Origin of the sequence: Acidiplasma sp., from assembly GCF_038728925.1 — an archaeon.
Lineage (GTDB): Archaea > Thermoplasmatota > Thermoplasmata > Thermoplasmatales > Thermoplasmataceae > Acidiplasma > Acidiplasma aeolicum.
On sequence record NZ_JAVYSZ010000003.1, the window covers coordinates 75,666 to 98,746 of the forward strand.

Consider the following 23,081-nt stretch of genomic DNA (forward strand, 5'->3'; position numbering starts at 1 on the left):
TGCTATTATGCCTGATTATTATGTTGATGGAGAGGAGAAATTTGGATTATTAACAACGTCATTTTACTCAATTTTTGCATGGCGCCTTCTGAAAAAGCTGTATAATTTTGCAATTTATGAGTTTGAGGGATTATCACCGGAAACCATCCTTGATATAGGGGCCGGGCCGGGAAGGCTAACAGCCATGGTTGCGAAGAAATTTCCTGATGCACAGGTATATGCAATAGACCCATCAAAATACATGGTTGATGCGGAGCGTAAGCTTTTTAAAAAGGAAAATTTAAGGTGCACATGCGAGCAGGGAAGCAGCAGGGATATTCCATTTAATATAAATTTCGACCTAATATTTTCAAGTCTTTCATTCCACCACTGGAAGGACAGGGAGAAAAGCCTTGAATATATACTTGGCCGTTTAAATAAAGGTGGTGTGTTTATCATTATAGAGTATTATAATGAATATTATAAATCAAATCTATCGGCATATAAACGCCATTCTTTATCAAAAAAATACGCGGAATCACTTAATTACGATGGGTATGAAAAAACTATTGATGTAAGGGGTAATTTAATAGCACTAAAATTTAAAAAAATATGATAAATTATTCCATAAATAAAATCATTTTAAATTAAAAAATTGATTATTAATTCTGTGATGATCCAAGCCTATTTATTAATTCATCTACCTTTTTTTCTATATCTGCATCCATTTTTAATGTTTCCGGCCAGACCCTGTTATAATTCTCCTCCTTTGTTTTTCTTGTGGCATCTATGCCCATCTTTGAACCATAATTAAATATGCGTGCTGGATGATCCAGACTGTCAGTGGGCGTTCCCGGTATGATAAAGACATCACTTGAAGGATCTATTCTTGTTGTCATTGCCCACATTACCTGCTTCATATCATGCACGTCCACATCATCATCAACAACAACCACTATTTTTGTTAATGCCATCTGGCCTGTGCCCCAGATTGCGAACATAACCTTCTTGGCCTGACCTGGATAGCGTTTTTTAATGGAAACAACTATCATGTTGCTGACCACGGTCTCCTCAGGTATGTTCATATCAACTATTTCAGGAATCTGAATCTGAACAAGAGGCAAAAACATCCTCTCTATTGCCTTTCCTATTCTAACATCCTCATGCCATAGTTTGCCGACAATGGTTGTCATATATATTGGATTTTTCTTTTCGATTATCTTCTTAATATGAAAAACGGGAAACTGTTCCTCAAGAGAATAATAACCGGTGTGATCACCAAATGGGCCCTCGACCCTGGTCTCAGACGGGTCTATATAACCCTCAAGAACTATTTCGGAATTTCTAGGATATTCCAAATCAACTGTTTCTCCCTTTATTAGCTCAAGGGATTTTCTTGCCAGTAAGCCCCTGAATGAAAACTCATCAATGCCATTGGGCAGCGGTGCAATTGATGAAAAGAATGTAAGTGGGTCAGTGCCAATGACCACAGCGACATCCATTGTTTTTGATTCCTTCTTATACTCGCTAAAATGTTCTGCTCCACCCTTATGTATATGCCAGTGCATTCCTGTTGTTTCATTATCAAAAACCTGCATTCTATAGGTCCCCACGTTTCTCTGTCCCGTGACCGGATCCTTGGTAATAACCAGCGGCATTGTAATGTATTTTCCCCCGTCCATTGGCCAGTTCTTTGTAATTGGATACCTTCCAAGGTCAACCTTTTCAAGAACGTTAAATTCAGAGGATTTTCTCTGTTCAACCTTTGGCCTGATTCCACCCAGTTCCTTCATCATCTGAAGGCCCCTTGAAATCATGGATTCGGTATCATCCGGAATTCTAACCAGATTCTTCAATCTAAGGCCAACATTATATGGTTTGTCCCCAAGTATATTTTCTATTTTTTGATCTGTTGAAAAGAAATTACCTGCCACAGGTATGTCTGAATTTTTTACGTTCTCAAAAAGCATCGTCCTCTTTTTTCCTATCCTTTCCTCCTCGCTTAATATGTATGTAAGTTCAAGATCAGGGTCAACCTCATCTGTTACATGCACCAGATCATTGTTTTTCTCTTGGAATTTTAAATAATCCCTTAAATCACTGAATACCATAAATATATAATGTTAAAATTAAATATAACCTTATGCCAGTGATTAAGATGATGATTTTTATTAACCATTCTAACAAAAACCCTTGGTAATTATTATCTCTTTGATGCTTAAACTTCCTGGATATAAGCCAATACCATCGAGCCATACTTCTTATTTGGCTTTACAGTATGTCCTATTTTTTATCCATTGCATATCCATATAATGTTTTTTGATATAATTAAAAGATTAATTGCCTCATTTGTTCCTATGATTAATATTCTAATATTAATATATAAATATATTATTTTTAATAACTATACAATGGACTTTCAGCCATATAAATTAAAATCTAAATGAATATCTGCGCGGCCTTATAACCTCATAATAAAAGTCCATAAAAGCCAAAATGATAGCAAATATGCCAGCTATTATAATTGCAATTCCAGCGAGAATCATAAGAATCTCCACCGGTATGGATATACCATGTGGAATAATCATGGTATATGCCGAGATTAAATAGGAGCCACCAGTTATCATGCCAACACCAAATATTAGAATTCCAAGCTCAACACCTGTGCTTCTGAGAAAGTCATTTAAGAGGCTGTTATCCTTAAAAAGAAATGCAAGAACGTAAAATATCTCAAAAATTATAAACGCCTGGGCCCAGAGAGATGAATTAAAATAAAGTGGCATGATAGAGGAGTAGAATCCAAGAGGAAAAGTTTCTATGGAAATGTATATTAGCACTGTTGCAACTATTATTATAACCCTTGAAATTATCTCATCCTTTTTAAAATAATAATATAACACTGCAAGGATGGTTCCAACTATGCCGGTGATTCCGCCTGCAATGCCAATCTTTAATGAGGCATCCATAAATATCTGGGATATAAAAAACACAAAGAACATAATGACAGAAAAAAATATGAGCTTGTCACTTATTTCGAATTTATTTAGCCTAAAAAACATAATGTTATTTATTATATAAAAAAGATATCCCAGAATTATCAACAGAATACCTGCCTTAAAAATTGCATTGTAAGGTTCAAATATATAATAGATAGCATATATAAAACCTGATAATATTACCAAGAATACTGAAATAAGTATAAGGAATTTAGACATCGACATAAGCCTGTTCATCGTTTCATTATCGTAAAAATTTCTGTTATAAAGGTATTTTTTTAACATTAACTGTAAATGTAAATTATATTATATAATCTCATCTTTTTTTATCACACTGTATCTGCCAGTTAACCAGACTGTTAATAGGATTGATCAGGGCATTTCCCTTTTCCGTCAGTTTATAAACAATATTTACCGGATTAATGTTTTTTATGTCCTTTTGTATTATCCCATGGGCCAGTAGTTTTTTTAAAGAATCGGAAAGTGCCTTGGGGGTTATGCCATTAATATTTTTTAATAGTTCATTGAAATGAAATTCACCTGTCTTGAGCATATTTACTATTATTAGGTCCCATTTGCCATTTATTTGATTTATCAGTTCCTGAAACCTTTTATCGGATTCCAAAAATTACACCTCCCTTTCCTGATATCTTAAAATTGTTCCATTACAGTTTATATCCATAGAACCGTAATAAGTCTTTCCCGCACTGGAATATGAAATTTTTAGACTCCATTTTTTCAATCCTGTATAATAAAAAATTTCATTGATCTTTATATCGTCTGCATTGACCATTTTTGCGATTGCACTGGAAATTAATTTTTTAGTTTCCTCAATATTATTTATATTCAGTTCATAGGTCATGGTCTAAAAATATAAAATTGGTTATTTATTTTTTCCATTGGGCATCAAAAATAGTTTATTAGTAAATATTTTATTACACAATATTTATATACTCCTTGATAATCATGTATCTCTATCTGGCGTATTAAATAAAAATTTGGTGTGATGACTATGAATAATGTTAATTATAATAAAAAATATGCCAATTTCGTTTTAATTTTACTTGCAATGATTATCATGGCGGTGATGTACGTTGAGGGCATGCTTACACCTTCACTGCCAAGTATTGCAGAGGGATTTCATATATCTGTGGATCAGGTAAGCCTTGTTCTTTCAACATATCTCCTAACGGGTGTGGCCCTAAGCCCTGTTATTGGGAAACTGGCCGATCTCTGGGGTAAGAAAAAGATGATGTCGGTTGTCATGATTTTATATGCAGGTGCCGTATCTGTTACAGGTTTTTCCCCGAATTTTACATTTATGGTAATATCCAGGGCAGTTCAGGGTATTGGACTAACAATCATGCCACTTGGCATGGCACTGGTGAGGGAGCAGTTTCCACGGGAACTGGTACCCAAGGCCCAGGCATTAATAAGCGGTATGTTTGGTGCCGGTTTTGCGATAAGCCTGCCGCTTGGATCATTAATATCAAATTATTTTGGATGGAGGATGACATACCATACTGCAATACCATTCATCGTTGCACTGGCAATTCTGACAATATATAAGGTTCATGAATCAGATTACAGAAGACCAGAGGTTAAGGTTGATTATATCGGTGCAGCACTTCTCGGTGTCCCACTTGCACTGATAGTTCTTTCAATGTCAGAGGGTTCATCATGGGGATGGAATTCTGCCCTGTTTCTGAGCATGATTATAACAGGTGTAATCCTTTTCATACCCATGTTTATATACGAAAAACATTACGATAATAGGGGTGGGGAGGCCATATTTGACATGAAGTTATTATCTGAAAGAAATGTGCTTACCGCAAATATTGCACTCTCAGTTTCAGGAATGGGCATGTATTTATCCATGCAGTCTCTTTCATACAAATTTGAAACACCAAAGCCCTTTGGGTTTGGGCTATCAATACTTGGAACAGGGCTTTCACTGGTATCATTTGCAATAGGCATGATCGTATTTTCTGTAATCACTGGAAGGATTATATCAAAGTCAGGAATAAAGCCCCTGGCTGTTGCCGGTTCTCTTATCACAGCATTAGGATTTTACTTATTATCAACATCACCTGATTTTATAATGACAATAATTTATGAATTTATTATAGGCTCAGGAATGTCAATAATGAACGCCTCAATAATCAATCTACTTGTGCTGTCTGTTAATCCCAAGGATATGGGGCTCGCAACATCAATGAACAGCACATTCAGATATATAGGCAGCAGTATTGGTGCACCCGTGGCTGGCACAATATTATCACTTTATACTGTTGCTTTTGCAATAAGAACATCCACAGGATTGACAGTTTTTTCATTCCCAGATAAATTTGCATACCACATTGCCTTTATAATAGGTGCGCTGTCATTTCTGGCATCAGCTTTCATAGTCCTTATGGCACATGAGGTTCTCGGCCATCGCACATCCACAGGAGTTAAAAAATCTGAAGAATCAATAAATAATAATGCAACAAATGAACTCACAAAACTATAATTTTAAAAAATCATTAAATATATTTGATTTTAAAAAAATTATTATATGTTTATAATCTATATCTTATTTATATGAAAAATATAAATCTTACAAATAAGGTTGCACTGATAACCGGGGCAAGTGGTGGCATAGGAAGATCCATAGCCATGGCACTTGCAGATGCCGGTGCGTCTGTGGCTGTACATTATTCAAGCAATCTCCAAAATGCACTGGACGTTGTTAATGCCATAAAATCAAATGGTGGCAATGCAAAAGAATTTAATGCCGATGTTTCAAGCCCTGAAAGCGTCGAGAAACTATTCAATGATGTTGATTCAACCTTTGGAAGGCTTGACATCCTTGTTAATTCTGCTGGCATTGACGGTGTAAGGCAGAATATAGGAGATGACGATATTAACAGCTGGCAGAAGGTTATAAATATTAATCTGCTTGGACCATATTACTGCATGAGGCAGGCATTAAAAAGAATGCAAAAAAATAATGGTGGTGTGATCATTAACATAACATCGGACCATGTTGTAATACCATGGTCAGGTTACAGTGCCTATTGCAGCTCAAAGGCTGGCCTTGACATGCTAACAAAAACAGCCGCACAGGAAAATGCTGATAAGGGAATTAGAATAGTCTCTATTGCACCCGGCGCCATTAAAACAAATATAAACAAATCAGTATGGCAGAATCCTGAAACACTTAAGGACCTTAATGGTAAGATAGCAATGGGGTATGCCGGAAGTGCCGATGATGTGGCCAATGCTGTTTTATATCTGGCAAGCGATATGGCATCATATGTTACAGGCATAACATTGACTGTTGATGGCGGAATGCTGATTTATCCAGATTTCAGACATGATGGATAAATATTATTTTTATCCATTTAAAAAAATTAATGTTTTATAATTCTATGTTTTTTTGTGATATATCGAAAATTATCAGGATATAAAAAGCAGGTATCTGTCCTGGGCATTGGTACATGGAAAATGAAGGGCCACAGAAAGGATGCGGTAAATGCCATAAAATATGCAATAGACCATGGAATAAATTTTATAGACACTGCGGAGATGTATGAAACTGAAGATATTGTTGCAGAGGCAATTAAAGATTACAACCGTGATGATATTTTTATTGCCACAAAGATATGGCCTGATCATTTCCATTACAACGATGTAATAAATGCATGCAATGAAAGCCTTGCAAGACTTAAAACAGATCATATAGATTTATATCAGCTTCATTGGCCAAACCATAGCATAGATATAGAAGAAACAATGTCGGCAATGGAAAAATTAAAGGATGATGGAAAAATTGATCTTATTGGTGTTTCCAATTTTAACGCCACTGAATGCCAGGAGGCATCATATGCAATGAAAAGGTATGCAATATCAACAAACCAGCTTAAATATAATGTTTTATCTAAGGAAATTGAATTTGATGGGACCTATGATTACTGCATGCGCCATGATATTTCAATAATAGCATACAGCCCACTAAATAAAGGATTATTATTTAATGATAGAAAAACATTAAAATTTTTGGAGGAAATTTCCATTAAATATGCTGCAACACCTGCACAGATTGCCCTTGCATGGCTTTTATACCATAATAATGTTATGGCAATACCAAAATCCATTAATATTGAACACCTTCAGGAAAATATTAATGCTGTGGATATAAAACTTAAAGCTGAGGATTATCTGGGCATTTCAAAGCTTATTTGAATGAACAATTTACGCCGGGAAATTATAAAACTTTTATTTAAACTTTTTTTCTAGTGATATATATTATCACTGTATCAAGTATATAAATGGATATTTATTAAGATTTGATATTTATACTATATTTTATTTTTGAATGGGAATAAAATAAACGTTTAAATAAGGAAAAAAATTAAAAGCATATGGAAACTCAAAATTTGCCTGATAGTGATCCGATCTTAAATGAAATGAACAGTAAGATCACAACAAAATTCTACTGGGCAGTTACTGTGCTGGCAACAATAGGTGGGTTCCTGTTTGGTTATGATACATCCAATATAGGGACAGATCTGGGATTTATACCATTTGCCAAACACCTTGCCACAACTGCACCATTTGTTTACGGATACTTAATAGCAGGCGCATCACTTGGTGCCGCCGTTGGAGCATTAATAGCAGCAGCACTTACCGACAAATATGGCAGGAAATTCCTGCTTATTACGGATGCCGCCATTTATACAATTGGTGCACTTCTTTCTGCGGCTGCTGTTAACCTTGCAATGCTGCTTATTTCAAGAACCTTCATAGGGCTTGCAGTTGGTGCTGATTCGGCAATAGCAACTGCCTATATAGTTGAATATGCACCAAAGCGCCGCAGGGGCCATCTCTCATTAATGCAGCAGTGGATGATTACATGGGGAATACTTGGTGCCTATCTTGTTGGTATGGGTGTATTTTTCATTGCACCAGGCCTTGCATACGCCGTTGACTGGAGAATTCTTTTAGGTGTTGCTGCCATACCATCTATTATAGGCCTTATTTTTAGATTCTACATGCCAGAATCACCAAGATGGTTAATACTTCATGAAAAATACGATAAGGCAATTTCGGCCCTTAAAAGGTTTAATATAAACGCAACAGAGGATCAGCTAACAAAGACCCATGGCGTTCTCCAGAGCATGGAAACTAAAATGAGGGCAACACCAGGAATAAAAAGGGCATTCGTGGTCGTTGGCCTGTTCATGATGTTCCAGCAAATAACAGGAATAAATGTTCCATTCTATTACGGCCCAACTGTTATAGCAAAATTAAATATCTTTGGATCTGCAGGTGGATCATACCTTTCAAAGGCAGTATTTGGAATAGAGGCATCATCAATTCTGGCAGTAATAAATGTACTGGCCACCCTTATAGGATTTAAGCTTATTGATTCATATGGCAGAAGGTCCCTTGCACTGCTAGGTTATTCCGGAATGGCACTGTTCGATTTTATTGGTACGGTACTATATCTGGATCATATTGCTGTTGGCCTTTTAATAGGATTTGCGGGATTTATAATTTTCTTTGCCTTTGCCGTGGGAGGTACCGGCTGGCTGCTTCAGGGAGAATATTTCCCAACACAGTACAGGGGTTTATATGCATCCCTAATAGCTGTTGTTGACTGGATATCAAATTTTGCCATAATAGAAATATTCCCTGCAATGAACCTGCATATAGGCCTTGGATATACAATGGCAGTCTTCGGGGTTCTTTCTGTAATAGCCGTAATTATATTCTTCTTTATTATGCCTGAAACAAAGGGCATATCTGTTGAGGAGGTCACAGAAATGTTTGAAAACAATACACTATTAAATGTAAAGAACGCATCCGGCACAAGGGAATCCACAGGGTCTGGGGATAAATAATTTTTTATCAAAAAAATTAATTTTTTCCTTGCAAACTTTTAATACAGAAATATAATAAAAGATTATGGATATTCAAAACCTAAAGGATGTAAAAAATGTCTGCCTGCAGAATATTAAGGATATTTATGGTGAAAACATACAGGAGTTCACAATAAACAGCATAGTCAACAATGGAAATACATGGGATGTTTCCACCGAATTCAATTTTGAGGGATATCATTATACTGTATATATATCACTCAACAGCGATGGGGAAATTATAAAATTCAATCAGGTTGGCAAAACAAAAATAGGCTGATATACAAATATATTTTATATTTTTTTATAATTATTGTACATGGATTTGGAAACAAAAAACTATATTTTAAAGAACATATTTGATTTTTTTCAGTATTCAAAGAGATATGATCGTCTGGTATTAACCGGAATCCTTAATTCAATGGATTATCATGATGATTATATCACCTTTAATAAACTCAGATTCAAAATAGGTAGAAATGCAGGAAGGGATAAAATTTTGGGATTTTTTCTGGCAAACCTTCCGGTGCTTATTGAGGGCAGAAGAACTGAAAGGAATGACCTTACACCAAAATTAACAAAATTAAAAAATGATACATTGGAACTTATATCACTGGGAAAATTTAATGAGCTTGCAACACTTGACATGTATCTTCTTCTTGAAATGGGTTTAAGGTGTGCATACTCCATATGGGTTGGAAAAAAGGCCATTATTGAAAGGCCAGGATATGATAAAATAATATTATATGATCAGGATTACAGGAAAATAAAATTATATTTAAGGTTGAATAAAATTGGGCATTATGATGTTCTTGTCAATGGACAGCCATTTCCAAGCTCACAGAATTCACTCCTCCACTGGTCTGAAAAATTTACTGATAGGAATTCTGATCTGTTATTCAGGCTTGCATTAAACATAAGAAATCTTCTTGCACATGGCGAGAATGAATGGGAACTCTATCCCTTTAAGGAAAGTGTTGAATCATCCTCATATGCGGTTGGTAAGGTTCTGGACAGGATTAAATTATAAATTCTTTTTAAAGTTTATAATACCCATGAAAATTTGGATGTTTTTAAACATATATATTTATGAAAAATAAATGAAAATTTTATAAACCATGCTTATATAAATTATTATGTTAAATTTTGATGGGGAGTTCGATGTGAATGCAAGGTCAGAGGATGCATATAACTATGTTTCAGACCCGGACCGCATAGCAAAGCTGGTTCCAGATCTAATAAGCTACACAAAAATAGATGGGAATAACATGAAGTTAACTGCAAAGGCTGGTGTATCATTTATAAAGGGAAAATTTGATCTGGATTTAAAAATAATAAATGATGAAAAAAAGGAGAATCTTAAGCTTGAGGGCCATGGAAAGGGAACCGGTGCATCTGTTGACTTTACCGTTGATTTTAATTTTAAGCAGAATGATGGAATGGCACACATAAAATGGAATGCCGATGTCAATGTTGTTGGGTCGGCAGCCAGCATGGGGGGCAGGATGATTAAAAGCGCAGCAGGGAAATATATTAATAAGCTTATTGATGCATATAAGCAGGCCCTTGAGGCTGGAAATTAAATTTAAAAATTGATATTTTATTAATGATTAAAAAATACAAAACTTTTCCCTGTTTTAACGGAAATTAATCACATTTCATAATTTCCTGACCCACAGGGAATTCTACGCCCGCCCCTGATCAGATTTTAATTGCAGGGTGACACGCCTTATGCTGGATCTGAGGCCCATTAAAAGGCAGGGCATTCTATATGTCCAGCGTCGTCATATGGAATCATGATCATCCATACTTTTTAACCGGACGTTAATATATGCCTTTTTTGTATTAAGTTTTTCTGGAATTATTTTTTAAAAATTAATTTTTATTATAAAAATAGACAGTGCTTATCTTTTTAATTCAAACTTCTTCTGGATAAATTTATATAAAGTTTTATTTTGTACTCACTATGAATTATGATATAATTGTAATTGGTGCCGGTATTACCGGGCTAAGCTCTGCATACCATCTTAAAAAAAGAAATCCTGATGCGAAGATTCTGGTTGTTGATAAGGCCGGAACATATTCACAGGGAAACACGGCAAAGAGTGCAGCAGCATTCAGGGATTTTTTCTCCCTCAGGGAAAACCAGATTATGGCGCAGGCCTCAATAGCATTCTATAAAAACCTTCAGGACAAGCAGGGAATAGATATTGGCATGAAATTCTGCGGATATTTATTTTTATTTGATCATGAAAAGGATGAAAAATTTGTATCAAAATACCCAAATTCCAGAATAATTACCGAGGATTTAAGCAGCATATTTAATGTTAATATAGATTCTGAAACAAGGAAAATTATGAATATAGACTCAATAAAAACGGCCATTCTTGACTCTAATGCAGGAATTATAGAGCCGGATCTGCTGTCTAAATATTTTTATGATCAGATTACATCAATGGGCGTTGATGTGAGGTTTAACACACATGTTAAAAGGCTTGGGCTTGAGCCTGATGTAAGCCTTGATTATCCAGGGGAGCCGTTTAACTGGCAGAAATCATCCATAAAGTACATAGAAACAGACAGGGAAAAAATATACGGTGACTTCTTTATTTTATGCACGGATGTATGGACCACCGCACTTCTTGACCCTGTGGGCATTGACAGCCATTTAAGGCCAAAGAAAAGAATGATATTTCAGGTTACAAGCCCAGGAATAAGGGAAATAATAAACAAAAACATCTTTAATGATTCTGGCGTGTTTCCATTTACCATTTTCCCAACAGGGGTTTATGCCAGGCCATATCCCTCTGCAGGTGCCTTCTGGACAAGCCTCGCAGATGATATAAACCGTGATTTTTCATTTACAGAGCATCCCGAACCTGAACCAGAATTTTATTCCTATAATATTAAGCCAATTTTCGATGCATATTTCCCGGCATTTCAAAATTCTAAAATTACATCCTCATGGGCCGGATATTATTCATACAATACAATAGACTTCATGCCGTATATATTTAATGCACTTAACATGGTTATAGTTTCCGGAACAACCGGTGGTGGAATAATGAAGGGAGATTCCATAGGCAGAATTGTTGCAGCAAGATATAAAAATGAGGCCTATACAACATTATATAATGGTGAAAAAATAGAAAACACATACGATGGATATTACAGAACAACAAAGATAGAGGACATGATACTATAAAGTATAAAACCAATATTTTAATAAAAATTTATAATTATTATTTATGTTTAATGAACTTTATAGAATTCTTTACGATCATTATGGAGATTTAAAATGGTGGCCCTCATCCTCAGACGATGAAACAGTCATAGGATGCATATTAACACAGAATACGTCATGGAAAAATGTGGAAAAATCCATTATTAATCTTAAAAATAATGGGTTATTAAATTTAAATGCTATAAAAAATATGGATGCTGAAATATTAAAAAAATACATAATGCCCTCAGGATTTTATAATCAGAAGGCGGTTTATCTAAAAAATATTGCTGATGCAGTTATTGACTCATATGGCACACTGGATAATATGAAGAATAGGGATATAAAAAATATATCAAATTTTTTAAAGAATATAAAGGGCGTTGGTCAGGAGACACTGGATTCAATAATGCTTTATGCCCTTAACTATCCGGTTTTTGTTGTTGATGCCTACACAAAAAGATTCCTGAAAAGGTACTATAATCAAAATTTTACATTTGATATGATACAAAATTATGCATTAAATGATCTTAAAAAGGATATATCAATGCTAAAAAATCTTCATGCAATGATTGTTGAACTGTCAAAAACTTACTGCAAAAGCACACCACAATGTTCAGAATGTTTTCTCAGAACAGGATGTAAATACCATAATTCAATTAAAAATTCTGATAGGTAAATAATGAGATGACAAAAATTAATAATTGATTATTAACTTCATATTTATGGAATACACAACTCTCGGGTCAACTGATTTAAAAATATCAAAATTATGCCTTGGGGGCATGTCATTCGGAACCTCCCAATGGATGGCTGGCAGGGAAGAATCCATAAAAATAATAAAAAAGGCTATAGATTATGGAATAAATTTTATAGATACAGCAAATATATATTCATATGGCGAATCAGAAAAAATAATTGGAGAGGCCATAAGTGGATACAGGGATGATCTTGTTATATCCACAAAGGGTGCCGGAAAAATGTCAGATTTTTATTACGGTTTTAACAGGAAAAATTTATCACGAGCCATTAGGGAAAGCCTGAAAAGGCTCAATACCGATTATGTGGATATATACTTTCTTCATGCATACTTTGATACAATGGACGTTAATGATACTGTTGAAACAATATCGCAGTTCATACATAATGGCCTGGCCCATTATTGCGGCCTTAGCAATGCCCTTGGGTACCAGCTCGCAGAATTCAATACCGTTGCAGGCCTAAAAGAGAATTTTGGTGTTCAGATAGTGCAGAACCATTACAATGCTGTTTACAGGGAGGATGAGCGTGATGTAATACCATTCTGCAGGAAGAAAAATATTACATACTCTCCATTTAGCCCAATTGCAGCCGGATTTTTATCAGGAAAATACCAAAAAAACAAAAACATTGAGACAGTTAGAACAAAAACATATCCGGTAATGAAGCAGAGATATTTCAGGGAATGCGATTATAATGTTCTTGATAGCGTTATGGAAATAGCATCTGAAAGGGGGGCAACACCAGCACAAATAGCCCTGGCATATACAGTAAAAAAGGGATTTATACCTGTTATAGGTGCAAATAAAATAGAATACCTCGAATCAGATATAAATGCACTGGATATAAAATTAACAGATGATGATGTAAAAATAATAGAAAGCAAATACAGGCCCCATGAAATTATACAGGGGAATGCCGGATATTAATCTATTTTATTATATTTAATGCTATAAGGGCATCAAGGAAATACTGTATTGCAAAGCCTGATAAAAGCAGACCAAAAATCCTTGTGATTGCTGTCATAACCTTATCTCCAAGTATGCTTAAAATTTTGGATGAATAAACAAAAAAGACATATACAAGCGCAAGAACCAGAAATACAGATATAATTGTTAATACTTTTGTGATAAAAGGGCCTTTCATAAGTATAATTACCAGTGAAATGGTTCCAGGCCCTGCAAGTAATGGTGTTGCCAGGGGGACAATGCCCATATTCTTTTCATCGCCTGTTGATGATTCCGGTTTTGCACCCTCACGCACCATTTCAATTCCCATCAAAAGAAGGATTAATCCGCCGGCTATTTCAAGGGCCTCAATGGAGATGCCAAAGAATTCTATTATAAGATCACCAAATATGGCAAATATTAATATTATCAGCCCACCATAAACAATTGCATCCTTTGATATTGATTTTCTTGTCTCACGGTTAAATGATGACGTTAATGAAACAAAAATTACAAGATTTCCAAAGGGGTCAATGACAACAAGCAATGGCATGAAGACTTTAAGAAAATCTATGGCGATGGACATATACCGTTATTTCATACCAAATATTAAATATATCTTATTTAAAAAATATTATAAGGATATGAAACATAATCAACAATGAAGGTTTTAATACTGGGCATAGATGGCTACATTGGTTTCCCGCTTGCATTAAGGCTCATTGATCAGGGGCATGAGGTTTATGGTGCTGATAATTTCTATACCCGGAAAAGGTCAAGAAAGGTTAATGCCGATTCTGCCATAAAAATCGATTCAATGAATGAAAGAATAAAAAAAACAGGGAATAAAATAAAATTTTATTATGGTGATGTGAGCAATCCAAAATTTATTTATGATCTTATTAAAAATACCATGCCCGATGCCATTGTCCATCTTGGAGAGCAGAGATCCGCACCGTATTCAATGATTTCCCTGGATACAGCAAATGAGACATTGATAAAAAATATAAAGAGTACAATGAATATAATATATGCTGTTAAGGATATAAAAAAGGATATACACATAGTTAAGCTTGGTTCCATGGGTGAGTATGGAACGCCAAATATAGATATACCGGAGGGGTTTTTTAATATTGAATACCATGGCAGGTCTGATTATTTACCATTCCCAAGGATGGGGCAGTCGTGGTATCACATGTCAAAGGTGCACGATTCATACAATCTAATGCTTGCTAACAAAATCTGGGGATTAAATATAAGCGATGTTATGCAGGGAGTTGTTTATGGTACCAGAACCGGTGAAATTAATAAGTATAATCTAAATACAAGGTTCGATATAGACGAAATTTATGGCACTGTATTGAACAGATTTGCATCCCAGGCAATTCTTGGGATTCCATTAACAGTTTATGGTCAGGGAAATCAGAAAAGGGCGTTTTTATCCCTGGAGGATAGTATCACATGCCTTAACCTAATATTGAATAACCCACCTCATAATGAGTACCGCGTTTATAACCAGTTTGATGAGTATTATTCCCTTAATTACATCGCCGGCGCAGTTGCCAAAAATTATAAATCATTAACAGGTACCGATATAGAAATCTCACATGTTGATGACCCGCGGATTGAGAGTCAGGACCATTATTACAATCCGGCTAATGAAAATCTTAAGAAGATCGGCTATAGAAGGCAGAGGTCACTGGATGATGAAATTCCTGTAATATTATCTGATCTCGAAAATAATAAAAAAAGGCTTATCAAATTAAAGGATTCAATAATGCCCAAAACAAAATGGAATAAATAAAAAATTATTTTTTTAAAATATTTTCAGAATAATTATACGTTTTCTTTAGTATTTTATAATAATTCTCGCTTCTACCGATGCTCACCCAGTCAGAATTTCTTATCAAATAATAGTAAACATCGTTGCCGGCTTTTATAAAATCATTGATTGCGGGTGTTAATTCATCATATTTCATGTAATTAAAAATACCCCTTTCAAAAATGTAAAAAGCCGGAAGGGCATAATTTGTTTCGGGTTTTTCAGGCTTTTCAACAACACTCAATACCTTTTTTCCGGCAATACTTGCTATACCATATCTTGATGGGTCCTTTACCCTCATTAATGAGATTACACTTTTCTTTCTTATTTTAAAATAATTAATCATTTTAATAATATAATCATCTTTTAGTATGAAGCCATCCCCTGCATTAAGAATAAAATTTGAATTAACATAATCTGATGCAAGTGATACAGCGTATCCGTACCCTTTTGGTTTGTCCTGATAAATTAACTCTATTTTATAATCCAGTGATAATAAATAATCCCTTGTCCCATTATCATTTTTGTCTATTATAACAAAGAATTTATCTATGCCTGCATTTGAGAGTTTATTTATTATTACATCTATAACCGGCCTTAGCACTATTTTATTATCCCTTACAGAATAAACAGGAAGCATTTCCTTTCTCATATTTTTTGGCAGGTTTGCCCTTGTGCCCTTTCCTGCGGCTGTAACAACTGATTCCATGAAAAGATATAAAAAAAGGATATAAATATATAACATTAATTTTTAATAAATATATTTTTAAGACAGATCATAATTATTATAAAATGCAGTGCTCAATTTGCGGGAATAAGGCTGTTTACGAGGTCAAATATAACGGATCATTTTTATGCAAAAAACATTTTATGGATTTTGTTGAAAGGCGTGTTAAAAGGGAGCTTAGATCTCAGACTGCAAGGAAAAACAAGAACATATCAATTTCCGTCGGTATTTCAGGCGGAAAGGATTCATCAGTTACATTATATCTTTTAAATAAGATTTACAAAAATAGAAGGGATGTGAATATAAAGGCGTTTACTGTTGATGAGGGAATAAATGGATACAGAAGCACAGGCCTTGAAAAGGCAAAAAAGCTTTCAGAAGAACTTGGCATAGAGCATGAAATAATATCCTTTAAGGAGAATTTTGGATACACAATGGACGAGATAATGAAAATTGATCCAAAAACAATATCGTGCTCACACTGCGGCCCAATGAGAAGAAATTTAATGAATAAAATATCAATGTATAATAATTCGGATTATGTAGCACTAGGTATAAATCAGGATGACTATGCACAGTCAATAATAATGAATGTTGTCAAGGGTGATGTTCAGAGATATATTAGAATGGCACCGCATGAGTATGTGCGCGATGGCCTTGTTCCAAGAATCCTGCCACTGAGGAAAATACCTGAGAAGGAGGTCGTGCTCTATGCGGTTCTCGCAGGCATAGACTTTGACTCAAGCTGGTGCCCATACTATGCCATGGCCCAGAGAAACATTTTCAGGAAATTAATAGACGATCTTGAGAATGAAACGCCCGGAAGCAAATATGCAATTATTAAATTTTTTGATGAAACCCGGGAGCCTTTAAGAGACTATTTTAAAACTTCAGAAGTGAAGTTAAATAAATGCATAAAATGCGGATCACCAACCACAGGAGAGCTATGTGAGGTATGCCGTGATATTGAATCATTAAGAGAATTGGAGGCAAAACCATAGAAATATTTATTAAATTTCGACTGATTAGGGTGTATCGGGGTTGTAGCTTAGCTTGGTTGGAGCACCCGGCTGATAACCGGGAGGTCACCGGTTCAAATCCGGTCAGCCCCATTTTTAAGATTGGGATATCGATAAGACCAAAAAAGTTAACGTTTTTATCATGTTATTTAATGGCATATTTTGTTTAATAAAAAATTTTAAAATTATATGCAATTTCCAAAATTTTATAAATGGATAAGCATGTTATTAATTGCATGAGAATTTTAAAAATGTTCAACGGCAATGAAGTTTCAGTTCCAGACAAGCTCGAAAGAATAGTATCATTCAGTCCGGCAGTAACAGAGATACTCTTTAACCTTGGGCTTGGCGATAAAATTGTTGCTGACTCAGCCTTCTGCTCAAGACCAGAGGGTGCAAGATATAAAAGAAAGCTGGCAAGTTACTCAACAACCCGAAAGGATATTTTAAAAGAGCTTAACCCAGATATAATACTTACCATTGGCGGATATCAGGAGATTCTTTATAATAATCTTAAGGATGATATGCCTGTTTATATATTTGAGCTTCCATCATCGCTTCCCGGCTTGCTGGATTTAATATCGAAGGTTGGCATAGTTGTAAATAAAAAGGTCGAGGCAAGGAATCTGGAATTAAAACTTATAAAACAGTATAAAAACATTAATACTGATATATTTTTTAAAACATATTTTGAAATGGACCTTGGTGGACCGGTGACCTTCGGTTCCATGAGTTATATAACCGATGCATTGTATGTTATGGGATTTGACACAATTTATGCCAATTTTGATAGGGAATGGATAACTCCAGATTTTGATTTTGTTGCCAGGGCTGATCCCGATGTCATAATATACGAGCATAAAATGTACCGTGAATTTGATTACAGTGATATGGAAAGGCTTATTTTAAAAAGAAAATGGAATAATATCAGTGCAGTAAAAAATGGAAATGTGTTTATAACCCCAGGAAGGCTGGATTTTTTTGCACATCATGGCCCGTCATTTTTTACAGAGGTTATTCCATGGACGATAAATATATATAATAATATAAAAAATAAAATAAAAAATTAGAAAAATTAATATAACAATTTTTTGTTGTCCTATCATGTCCTACAAATTATATGTGGAGCCTGAGGATAAATACAGTAAAATACTTGATTTCATTAAAAAAAGTTCCAAATATCTTTACATTAATTATTATCTTGTTGATGATCAAATCATAATAAACGAGATAAAAAATGCAGTCTCCCGGAGTGTTGATGTAAGAATAATTGTTGATGGCCGTCCATATGGAATAAATGGTGATGATGGAACACACGATGAAATAAAGATACTGAAGGATACCGGGGCAAAGGTTAAAATAGCACCGCCAAGGTTTGAAAGGCCCAATGTTTTCGATCATGCAAAGTACATGGTGACAAGGGGTAAATGCAACATAGGGACGTTAAATTTAACCGAGGCAGCATTCACAAAAAACCGTGAGTACGGTCTCATAATAAAGAATAAAAAAATTAGCAGGGACCTTAAAAAATTATTTCTGGCTGATTGGAAAAACACAGATGCAGGAATAAAAAGCAGGAATTTAATAATATCACCCGGGTCCCAGGAATCCATATTGAATTTCTTAAAAAGGGAGAGGCATATATTAATAGAAAGTGAGGAGGTAGGAGATGATGATGCAATTCTCAATGAGTTCAGGGAGAAGGGTAAAAAATTGAGCATTATAGTACCATCATCTGTGTCAAGTACAGACCTTAAAAATCTTCAAAAGCTCTCAAAATCTGGTGTGAGGGTCAGGTACATGCCTGTATCAAAATTATACATGCATGCCAAGTTAATAATAGGCAGAAATGAATTTTTTATAGGTTCGGAAAATTTTACGAAGGCCAGCCTAAATCATAACAGGGAGGTTGGAATTCTGGCAAGAAAATTTTTTATGGTTTCTGATGTAAAAAAAATCTTTAAAAAGGACTGGAAAAACGCCAGCAAAACATATGAGGCCGCAATAGAATATGAAAAAAAATTAAAAAAATCTGGAGATTATGAAAAAAATAATCACTCAACATCGTATAAATCCTGATAATAAACAGTTTTAATTTCATCTGCCTTTATAATGATTCTATTATTATAAACCTCCATTATATCACCCTCAATTATCCCATCCTTTTTTGTAACTGCCCTTATATGCCCCTCCAGCGGCACCTCCTTGCACTCCCTAAATTCTTCAGGCTCTATAACAGTGGGGGTATACATGGGATTATCATTTCTTGAAAATTTTAATGGGAGATCCATAAATATTGTTCCGTTTGATATGTTTCTTATAAGTCCTGTATATGTCATATTGTTTATTTTTATTAGATAGATTCCATCAAGGTCATTATTTTTATATTCATTTTCAAGTTCTTTAATGCTAAGCACCCTGGCCATGAAATGCAAATTAATTATCATATAATTAGTTTATCTTATGGTAAATATATTTAAAAAAATTTTAATTAAACTTTATATATGCCTGTGACATATTTAATTATGGTAGAAGTAGTAGTTATACATAAATGGAAGGATGAGCAGAAGGATGATGTAATGGGTTTTGCCTCAAAAGTTATGGAAATGGCAAAAGATAAAAAACTCCCCGCAGGTTTAAAACTAAATGAATTGTACCTTGCTGAAAAGAAAAACGAGGCAGTTTGCAGATGGACAGTTGATTCACTGGATCATTTAATGGAAACAGCAAAATCTTTTAAACCAACATGGGAAATAGATGCATTTGAGGTTGACCAGAAGTATAAAAAAGGTTTATTCTAATTTTTTTAATTTTTTTGATTTAATTCCTATTGATGCACCATATTCCTCCAGTTTTTTTATCTGTTCCTTATGAAATCCTAAAAATATTCCCTTGCCCTTTCCGCCAACATATATATTTCCATTAAGCTTTATTAAATTACCAAGGGTTTTATCTATTATTGTTATTAAATGGCCCTTAACCGGTATGTCCACACTTTCTGAGTCCCATGAAATTTCAGGATAGTCACTATGATGCGGTAATATTATTTTTTTTAATTCTGTTGATTCAATATCAACATGTGTAACATGGGCCCTTGAATAGCCCTTAATGTGTATGTATATTCTTGCATCTGGGAGAACATTGCCATCCAGCATAATTATTCCTCTTAACTTTATTTTACCTGCCACCAGTATTTATATCTTTATGTTATAAATTATTTTATAAAATAATATGATATATTTATCAATACAACGTTAAAATTTTATATGGAAAACTGATTAAGGTATGCAGGGCTCGTAGTCTAGTGGTTATGATACCGCCCTTACAAGGCGGTGGTCACCGGTTCAAATCCGGTCGGGCCCATACAGAATAAAGAAATATGGGCAAAACCAAAAAACTTTAAATTATTAAATAATTATATTAAAATTATATTAATCTTAGTATATTAATAATCAGGATTTGAGAAAAATCTGAGGGTTCATGACATGTTTAATTTATCTTAAAATATGTAAACGTTAAAATTTTGCATAATCTTTGCATGCTTGATGTTAGAAGTTTTTCAGATTAATTTTTATCCCTTTGTGTTTATCAATAGCCAAGACAATGCATTTATATCGGAATTTTAAGAATTTAGTATAAGTTAATAGCAATTATTAAGGGATAAAAAATCAGAAACTCATAGATACATGCTTATACAGTTAATTTCTATTTGAATCTATTTGAGGAATTGTTTATTTCCATATCACCAGAAATATATATTTTTAAAATATGTTTATTGGTGTAATATATGATTCAGAAATATCATTTAAAATGCCCAAAGTGCGGACATGAATTCAATATAAATTATGATCCATGGGTCAGCTTTCCTGATCCAGATCTTGGAATAATAATCCGTGAGGGAAAGCATCGATTTGCTGTCAGGTGCCCGGCATGCCACAAGACATCTCATTATCATATGTCTGATGATGGTGAACAGCTCTCTACGTGGTAAGGCAAAATGTGTACTTTGTGGTCACTATAACTGTTTCAAATTTATGGGTAGAAATTAAGAATGTGATAAAATGTCTAAATGACTAATAGGCGTTATAATATATTTAAAATCTGGTTTGTAAGTTCTCTTAAAGATTACATGCAAATTGGTTGATATAATCTACATTAAGGTTTAAATAAAAAAATAAAATTCATACACGTGAAGATTAAAACGCTGGTTATGATTTTATTGGGTTTTATTCTAATTATGGATTCAATTTTATTGTACTCCAAATATTCATATATGTATTATCCAGTTCCCATCAATTACTCAGCATCAGCAAAAACCGCCATTGTGTTTACAGTTTTTACAACAGTTTTAATTATAATTGGCGCCATTCTAATATCCTTAGGAATTTATAAGATTATTCGTGAAAACTATGTAATTCCAAAAATTAACCATTACTGGCTTATTTCTTTAATTTATGGTATAATAATAGCAATAATAGGTGGAATGATACACATAGCTCCATCCGGATTTCATTATCCGCATTATGTTTCTTTTACATATGGCCTTCCGATGTTTGTTCCAAATTTTATGATTTATTATTCAAGAATAATAGGATTATACATGTATCCTCTTCAGCTGCTGTCACTAGTTGCTGTTAGCCTTACCGGTGCGGCAATAATGGGGATATCATTTAAAGGAATAAGGTCAAGAAAAAAGTCTGTTGCGTCAATACTGGGAACAGTTGGGGTTTGCCCTGCCTGTGCTGCCGGAACCCTCTTTGGTTTCGTTATAGGTGCAAGTCCATTTTTAAGCTCATTTTACCTTAACGTATTGTACGGCAATACTCTGGATGAGGTTTTAATAAGCATGCTTTCACTGCTTCTTATGTTTATCTTTCTACTTTACGTGCTTAAACCATACAAAATAAAAACCAAAATAATAAGGTCAGCACCACTAAAAAATTAACTTTTATTTCATTATTTCATTATAATCTATAAAATCCACATTCTTTTTTTGTAAAAAATTTTTAATATCCTGGTCATCAGCTATAATTTTATCCGGTTTCAATAATTCTATTATTTTTTTAATATACCTCTCAAATATATTATTCATTAAAAAGTCCATTGTCACAATCCCGTTAAGTTCAGTTCTTTTAAACATTGCATTAAATGTGTCCCTATTTTCTGGAGATAATGGGAAAAAATCCACAAAATTTAAATTCAAATTTTTTGATTTGCAGTAGGAAATTAGATCATTAAAACGTTCTTCAAAGTAATTTTTATCATCCATGGAATATTCCATGGGAGTAATAAAATTTATAAAAAGAAAACCACCTGTAATTATTTCATTATCAGGGGAATAAACAGTATAATCAGTGGTTGTAAATGTTATTGATGGATCGCTGTATTCAAGGTCCTCATACTCAAGGCCACCAGCACCATACTCAGAATTATGTATATATGTATTGTCTCTTATTATGTCGATATTAAAAACGAAATCGATGGCCACTCTCTTTAATTCATTTAATTCCCTCAATGAAACGCTCATTTGCATCATAATAAATAAATCATTTATTAATATTTTTAAAAACAACCCATGGTATTTAATCGCCGTGAAATAAAACCAGTGAATTTTATATAAATAAATAATAATATAATAAATTTTTATAATTATTTAATTGACCATTCAGTCAATTATATATAGAAGATTGTACTAATCCATTA

At 34.1% G+C, this 23,081-nt stretch carries 27 protein-coding genes and 2 tRNA genes; 20 read left to right on the forward strand and 9 right to left on the reverse strand.

All coding sequences use genetic code 11. The annotated features are described in order from the left end of the window. Nucleotides 1-7 precede the first annotated feature (7 nt). The gene (locus QXW15_RS02340; protein ID WP_048101062.1) at nucleotides 8-595 is read left to right on the forward strand and encodes a trans-aconitate 2-methyltransferase; all 588 of its coding nucleotides are present in this window, start codon (nucleotides 8-10) and stop codon (nucleotides 593-595) included. Between the two features lie 46 nt (nucleotides 596-641). Here the strand turns inward: QXW15_RS02340 and QXW15_RS02345 are convergent, their stop codons facing one another. The 4 genes from QXW15_RS02345 to QXW15_RS02360 all read right to left on the reverse strand — a co-directional run bounded on the left by QXW15_RS02345 (nucleotide 642) and on the right by QXW15_RS02360 (nucleotide 3,837). Next, the gene (locus QXW15_RS02345; protein WP_048101063.1) at nucleotides 642-2,090 is read right to left on the reverse strand and encodes a menaquinone biosynthesis decarboxylase; all 1,449 of its coding nucleotides are present in this window, start codon (nucleotides 2,088-2,090) and stop codon (nucleotides 642-644) included. 321 nt (nucleotides 2,091-2,411) lie between these two features. Next, the gene (locus tag QXW15_RS02350) at nucleotides 2,412-3,260 is read right to left on the reverse strand and encodes a hypothetical protein (RefSeq protein WP_048101064.1); all 849 of its coding nucleotides are present in this window, start codon (nucleotides 3,258-3,260) and stop codon (nucleotides 2,412-2,414) included. A gap of 31 nt (nucleotides 3,261-3,291) precedes the next feature. Continuing rightward, entirely contained in the window at nucleotides 3,292-3,600 is a 309-nt protein-coding gene (locus QXW15_RS02355) for a helix-turn-helix domain-containing protein (RefSeq protein ID WP_048101065.1), read from the reverse strand. A gap of 3 nt (nucleotides 3,601-3,603) precedes the next feature. Continuing rightward, complete coding sequence (locus QXW15_RS02360; RefSeq protein ID WP_048101066.1) at nucleotides 3,604-3,837, reverse strand: hypothetical protein; 234 nt, start codon at nucleotides 3,835-3,837, stop codon at nucleotides 3,604-3,606. Nucleotides 3,838-3,987: 150 nt separating this feature from the next. On the opposite strand from QXW15_RS02360, the gene QXW15_RS02365 reads away from it, so the two are divergent. The 10 genes from QXW15_RS02365 (at nucleotide 3,988) to QXW15_RS02410 (ending at nucleotide 13,792) form a co-directional block, all read left to right on the forward strand. Continuing rightward, entirely contained in the window at nucleotides 3,988-5,487 is a 1,500-nt protein-coding gene (locus QXW15_RS02365) for an MFS transporter (protein ID WP_342789897.1), read from the forward strand. Between the two features lie 71 nt (nucleotides 5,488-5,558). Then, nucleotides 5,559-6,344 carry a glucose 1-dehydrogenase gene (locus QXW15_RS02370; protein ID WP_048101068.1) on the forward strand — a complete coding sequence of 262 codons (786 nt, stop codon included), beginning with the start codon at nucleotides 5,559-5,561 and terminating at the stop codon, nucleotides 6,342-6,344. A 54-nt stretch (nucleotides 6,345-6,398) separates the two neighbouring features. Further along, entirely contained in the window at nucleotides 6,399-7,202 is an 804-nt protein-coding gene (locus QXW15_RS02375) for an aldo/keto reductase (RefSeq protein ID WP_048101069.1), read from the forward strand. A gap of 179 nt (nucleotides 7,203-7,381) precedes the next feature. Further along, on the forward strand, nucleotides 7,382-8,863 hold the full coding sequence (locus tag QXW15_RS02380; RefSeq protein ID WP_082180417.1) for a sugar porter family MFS transporter: 1,482 nt from the start codon (nucleotides 7,382-7,384) through the stop codon (nucleotides 8,861-8,863). Between the two features lie 64 nt (nucleotides 8,864-8,927). Beyond that, entirely contained in the window at nucleotides 8,928-9,161 is a 234-nt protein-coding gene (locus QXW15_RS02385; protein WP_048101070.1) for a hypothetical protein, read from the forward strand. A gap of 39 nt (nucleotides 9,162-9,200) precedes the next feature. Further along, on the forward strand, nucleotides 9,201-9,911 hold the full coding sequence (locus tag QXW15_RS02390; protein ID WP_048101071.1) for a hypothetical protein: 711 nt from the start codon (nucleotides 9,201-9,203) through the stop codon (nucleotides 9,909-9,911). A gap of 106 nt (nucleotides 9,912-10,017) precedes the next feature. Continuing rightward, nucleotides 10,018-10,464 carry a carbon monoxide dehydrogenase subunit G gene (locus tag QXW15_RS02395; RefSeq protein WP_048101072.1) on the forward strand — a complete coding sequence of 149 codons (447 nt, stop codon included), beginning with the start codon at nucleotides 10,018-10,020 and terminating at the stop codon, nucleotides 10,462-10,464. A 383-nt stretch (nucleotides 10,465-10,847) separates the two neighbouring features. Then, a complete protein-coding gene (locus QXW15_RS02400) occupies nucleotides 10,848-12,086 on the forward strand; it encodes an FAD-binding oxidoreductase (protein WP_054964095.1) in 1,239 nt (412 codons plus the stop codon). Between the two features lie 43 nt (nucleotides 12,087-12,129). Further along, nucleotides 12,130-12,783, forward strand: a complete 654-nt coding sequence (locus tag QXW15_RS02405) for an endonuclease III domain-containing protein (RefSeq protein ID WP_048101074.1) — start codon at nucleotides 12,130-12,132, stop codon at nucleotides 12,781-12,783. Between the two features lie 46 nt (nucleotides 12,784-12,829). Continuing rightward, the gene (locus QXW15_RS02410; RefSeq protein ID WP_048101075.1) at nucleotides 12,830-13,792 is read left to right on the forward strand and encodes an aldo/keto reductase; all 963 of its coding nucleotides are present in this window, start codon (nucleotides 12,830-12,832) and stop codon (nucleotides 13,790-13,792) included. 1 nt (nucleotide 13,793) lies between these two features. Here the strand turns inward: QXW15_RS02410 and QXW15_RS02415 are convergent, their stop codons facing one another. Beyond that, the gene (locus tag QXW15_RS02415; RefSeq protein ID WP_048101076.1) at nucleotides 13,794-14,396 is read right to left on the reverse strand and encodes a MarC family protein; all 603 of its coding nucleotides are present in this window, start codon (nucleotides 14,394-14,396) and stop codon (nucleotides 13,794-13,796) included. Nucleotides 14,397-14,471: 75 nt separating this feature from the next. On the opposite strand from QXW15_RS02415, the gene agl3 reads away from it, so the two are divergent. Next, nucleotides 14,472-15,614, forward strand: coding sequence for a UDP-sulfoquinovose synthase (agl3, locus tag QXW15_RS02420; RefSeq protein WP_055032364.1), 1,143 nt, complete (start codon nucleotides 14,472-14,474; stop codon nucleotides 15,612-15,614). A gap of 4 nt (nucleotides 15,615-15,618) precedes the next feature. Here the strand turns inward: agl3 and QXW15_RS02425 are convergent, their stop codons facing one another. After that, entirely contained in the window at nucleotides 15,619-16,341 is a 723-nt protein-coding gene (locus QXW15_RS02425) for a nucleotidyltransferase family protein (RefSeq protein ID WP_054964092.1), read from the reverse strand. Nucleotides 16,342-16,424: 83 nt separating this feature from the next. Between QXW15_RS02425 and QXW15_RS02430 the strand changes: the two genes are divergently transcribed. The 4 genes from QXW15_RS02430 to QXW15_RS02445 all read left to right on the forward strand — a co-directional run bounded on the left by QXW15_RS02430 (nucleotide 16,425) and on the right by QXW15_RS02445 (nucleotide 19,457). Beyond that, nucleotides 16,425-17,360, forward strand: a complete 936-nt coding sequence (locus QXW15_RS02430) for a TIGR00269 family protein (RefSeq protein WP_054964091.1) — start codon at nucleotides 16,425-16,427, stop codon at nucleotides 17,358-17,360. A 36-nt stretch (nucleotides 17,361-17,396) separates the two neighbouring features. Further along, nucleotides 17,397-17,471, forward strand: a tRNA-Ile gene (locus tag QXW15_RS02435). Nucleotides 17,472-17,614: 143 nt separating this feature from the next. After that, nucleotides 17,615-18,448 (forward strand): ABC transporter substrate-binding protein, encoded by an 834-nt coding sequence (locus QXW15_RS02440; RefSeq protein ID WP_054964096.1) that lies wholly within the window; start codon nucleotides 17,615-17,617, stop codon nucleotides 18,446-18,448. Nucleotides 18,449-18,482: 34 nt separating this feature from the next. Continuing rightward, a complete protein-coding gene (locus tag QXW15_RS02445) occupies nucleotides 18,483-19,457 on the forward strand; it encodes a phosphatidylserine/phosphatidylglycerophosphate/cardiolipin synthase family protein (protein WP_054964090.1) in 975 nt (324 codons plus the stop codon). On the opposite strand, the gene QXW15_RS02450 is transcribed toward QXW15_RS02445, so the two are convergent. Beyond that, the gene (locus tag QXW15_RS02450; RefSeq protein ID WP_156150277.1) at nucleotides 19,433-19,804 is read right to left on the reverse strand and encodes a hypothetical protein; all 372 of its coding nucleotides are present in this window, start codon (nucleotides 19,802-19,804) and stop codon (nucleotides 19,433-19,435) included. The genes QXW15_RS02445 and QXW15_RS02450 overlap by 25 nt on opposite strands. A 99-nt stretch (nucleotides 19,805-19,903) precedes the next feature. Here QXW15_RS02450 and QXW15_RS02455 point away from each other — a divergent pair, with 99 nt between their 5' ends. Beyond that, nucleotides 19,904-20,179: a hypothetical protein gene (locus QXW15_RS02455; RefSeq protein WP_048101351.1), complete on the forward strand. Its 276-nt coding sequence runs from the start codon at nucleotides 19,904-19,906 to the stop codon at nucleotides 20,177-20,179. On the opposite strand, the gene QXW15_RS02460 is transcribed toward QXW15_RS02455, so the two are convergent. Then, nucleotides 20,171-20,566 (reverse strand): hypothetical protein, encoded by a 396-nt coding sequence (locus QXW15_RS02460; protein ID WP_054964089.1) that lies wholly within the window; start codon nucleotides 20,564-20,566, stop codon nucleotides 20,171-20,173. The genes QXW15_RS02455 and QXW15_RS02460 overlap by 9 nt on opposite strands. Nucleotides 20,567-20,668: 102 nt before the next feature. Here QXW15_RS02460 and QXW15_RS02465 point away from each other — a divergent pair. The 3 genes from QXW15_RS02465 to QXW15_RS02470 all read left to right on the forward strand — a co-directional run bounded on the left by QXW15_RS02465 (nucleotide 20,669) and on the right by QXW15_RS02470 (nucleotide 22,323). Then, nucleotides 20,669-20,741: transfer RNA gene (locus tag QXW15_RS02465), tRNA-Val, on the forward strand. A 424-nt stretch (nucleotides 20,742-21,165) separates the two neighbouring features. Continuing rightward, nucleotides 21,166-21,369, forward strand: a complete 204-nt coding sequence (locus QXW15_RS07785) for a CpXC domain-containing protein (protein ID WP_048101085.1) — start codon at nucleotides 21,166-21,168, stop codon at nucleotides 21,367-21,369. 198 nt (nucleotides 21,370-21,567) lie between these two features. Next, on the forward strand, nucleotides 21,568-22,323 hold the full coding sequence (locus tag QXW15_RS02470; RefSeq protein ID WP_156324173.1) for a hypothetical protein: 756 nt from the start codon (nucleotides 21,568-21,570) through the stop codon (nucleotides 22,321-22,323). A 3-nt stretch (nucleotides 22,324-22,326) separates the two neighbouring features. On the opposite strand, the gene QXW15_RS02475 is transcribed toward QXW15_RS02470, so the two are convergent. Next, nucleotides 22,327-22,905: a hypothetical protein gene (locus QXW15_RS02475; protein WP_342789898.1), complete on the reverse strand. Its 579-nt coding sequence runs from the start codon at nucleotides 22,903-22,905 to the stop codon at nucleotides 22,327-22,329. Nucleotides 22,906-23,081: the final 176 nt, after the last annotated feature.

Bases quoted from the DNA above. Each gene is read 5' to 3' on its own strand.
- QXW15_RS02380 (WP_082180417.1), top strand. From the start codon at position 7,382: ATGGAAACTCAAAATTTGCCTGATAGTGATCCGATCTTAAATGAAATG.
- QXW15_RS02450 (WP_156150277.1), bottom strand. From the start codon at position 19,804: ATGGCCAGGGTGCTTAGCATTAAAGAACTTGAAAATGAATATAAAAAT.
- QXW15_RS02440 (WP_054964096.1), top strand. From the start codon at position 17,615: ATGAGAATTTTAAAAATGTTCAACGGCAATGAAGTTTCAGTTCCAGAC.
- QXW15_RS02425 (WP_054964092.1), bottom strand. From the start codon at position 16,341: ATGGAATCAGTTGTTACAGCCGCAGGAAAGGGCACAAGGGCAAACCTG.
- QXW15_RS02415 (WP_048101076.1), bottom strand. From the start codon at position 14,396: ATGTCCATCGCCATAGATTTTCTTAAAGTCTTCATGCCATTGCTTGTT.
- QXW15_RS02385 (WP_048101070.1), top strand. From the start codon at position 8,928: ATGGATATTCAAAACCTAAAGGATGTAAAAAATGTCTGCCTGCAGAAT.
- QXW15_RS02340 (WP_048101062.1), top strand. From the start codon at position 8: ATGCCTGATTATTATGTTGATGGAGAGGAGAAATTTGGATTATTAACA.
- QXW15_RS02430 (WP_054964091.1), top strand. From the start codon at position 16,425: ATGCAGTGCTCAATTTGCGGGAATAAGGCTGTTTACGAGGTCAAATAT.
- QXW15_RS02360 (WP_048101066.1), bottom strand. From the start codon at position 3,837: ATGACCTATGAACTGAATATAAATAATATTGAGGAAACTAAAAAATTA.
- QXW15_RS02475 (WP_342789898.1), bottom strand. From the start codon at position 22,905: ATGAGCGTTTCATTGAGGGAATTAAATGAATTAAAGAGAGTGGCCATC.
- agl3 (WP_055032364.1), top strand. From the start codon at position 14,472: ATGAAGGTTTTAATACTGGGCATAGATGGCTACATTGGTTTCCCGCTT.
- QXW15_RS07785 (WP_048101085.1), top strand. From the start codon at position 21,166: ATGATTCAGAAATATCATTTAAAATGCCCAAAGTGCGGACATGAATTC.
- QXW15_RS02395 (WP_048101072.1), top strand. From the start codon at position 10,018: ATGTTAAATTTTGATGGGGAGTTCGATGTGAATGCAAGGTCAGAGGAT.
- QXW15_RS02400 (WP_054964095.1), top strand. From the start codon at position 10,848: ATGAATTATGATATAATTGTAATTGGTGCCGGTATTACCGGGCTAAGC.
- QXW15_RS02345 (WP_048101063.1), bottom strand. From the start codon at position 2,090: ATGGTATTCAGTGATTTAAGGGATTATTTAAAATTCCAAGAGAAAAAC.
- QXW15_RS02370 (WP_048101068.1), top strand. From the start codon at position 5,559: ATGAAAAATATAAATCTTACAAATAAGGTTGCACTGATAACCGGGGCA.
- QXW15_RS02365 (WP_342789897.1), top strand. From the start codon at position 3,988: ATGAATAATGTTAATTATAATAAAAAATATGCCAATTTCGTTTTAATT.
- QXW15_RS02390 (WP_048101071.1), top strand. From the start codon at position 9,201: ATGGATTTGGAAACAAAAAACTATATTTTAAAGAACATATTTGATTTT.
- QXW15_RS02455 (WP_048101351.1), top strand. From the start codon at position 19,904: ATGGTAGAAGTAGTAGTTATACATAAATGGAAGGATGAGCAGAAGGAT.
- QXW15_RS02350 (WP_048101064.1), bottom strand. From the start codon at position 3,260: ATGTTAAAAAAATACCTTTATAACAGAAATTTTTACGATAATGAAACG.
- QXW15_RS02410 (WP_048101075.1), top strand. From the start codon at position 12,830: ATGGAATACACAACTCTCGGGTCAACTGATTTAAAAATATCAAAATTA.
- QXW15_RS02405 (WP_048101074.1), top strand. From the start codon at position 12,130: ATGTTTAATGAACTTTATAGAATTCTTTACGATCATTATGGAGATTTA.
- QXW15_RS02445 (WP_054964090.1), top strand. From the start codon at position 18,483: ATGTCCTACAAATTATATGTGGAGCCTGAGGATAAATACAGTAAAATA.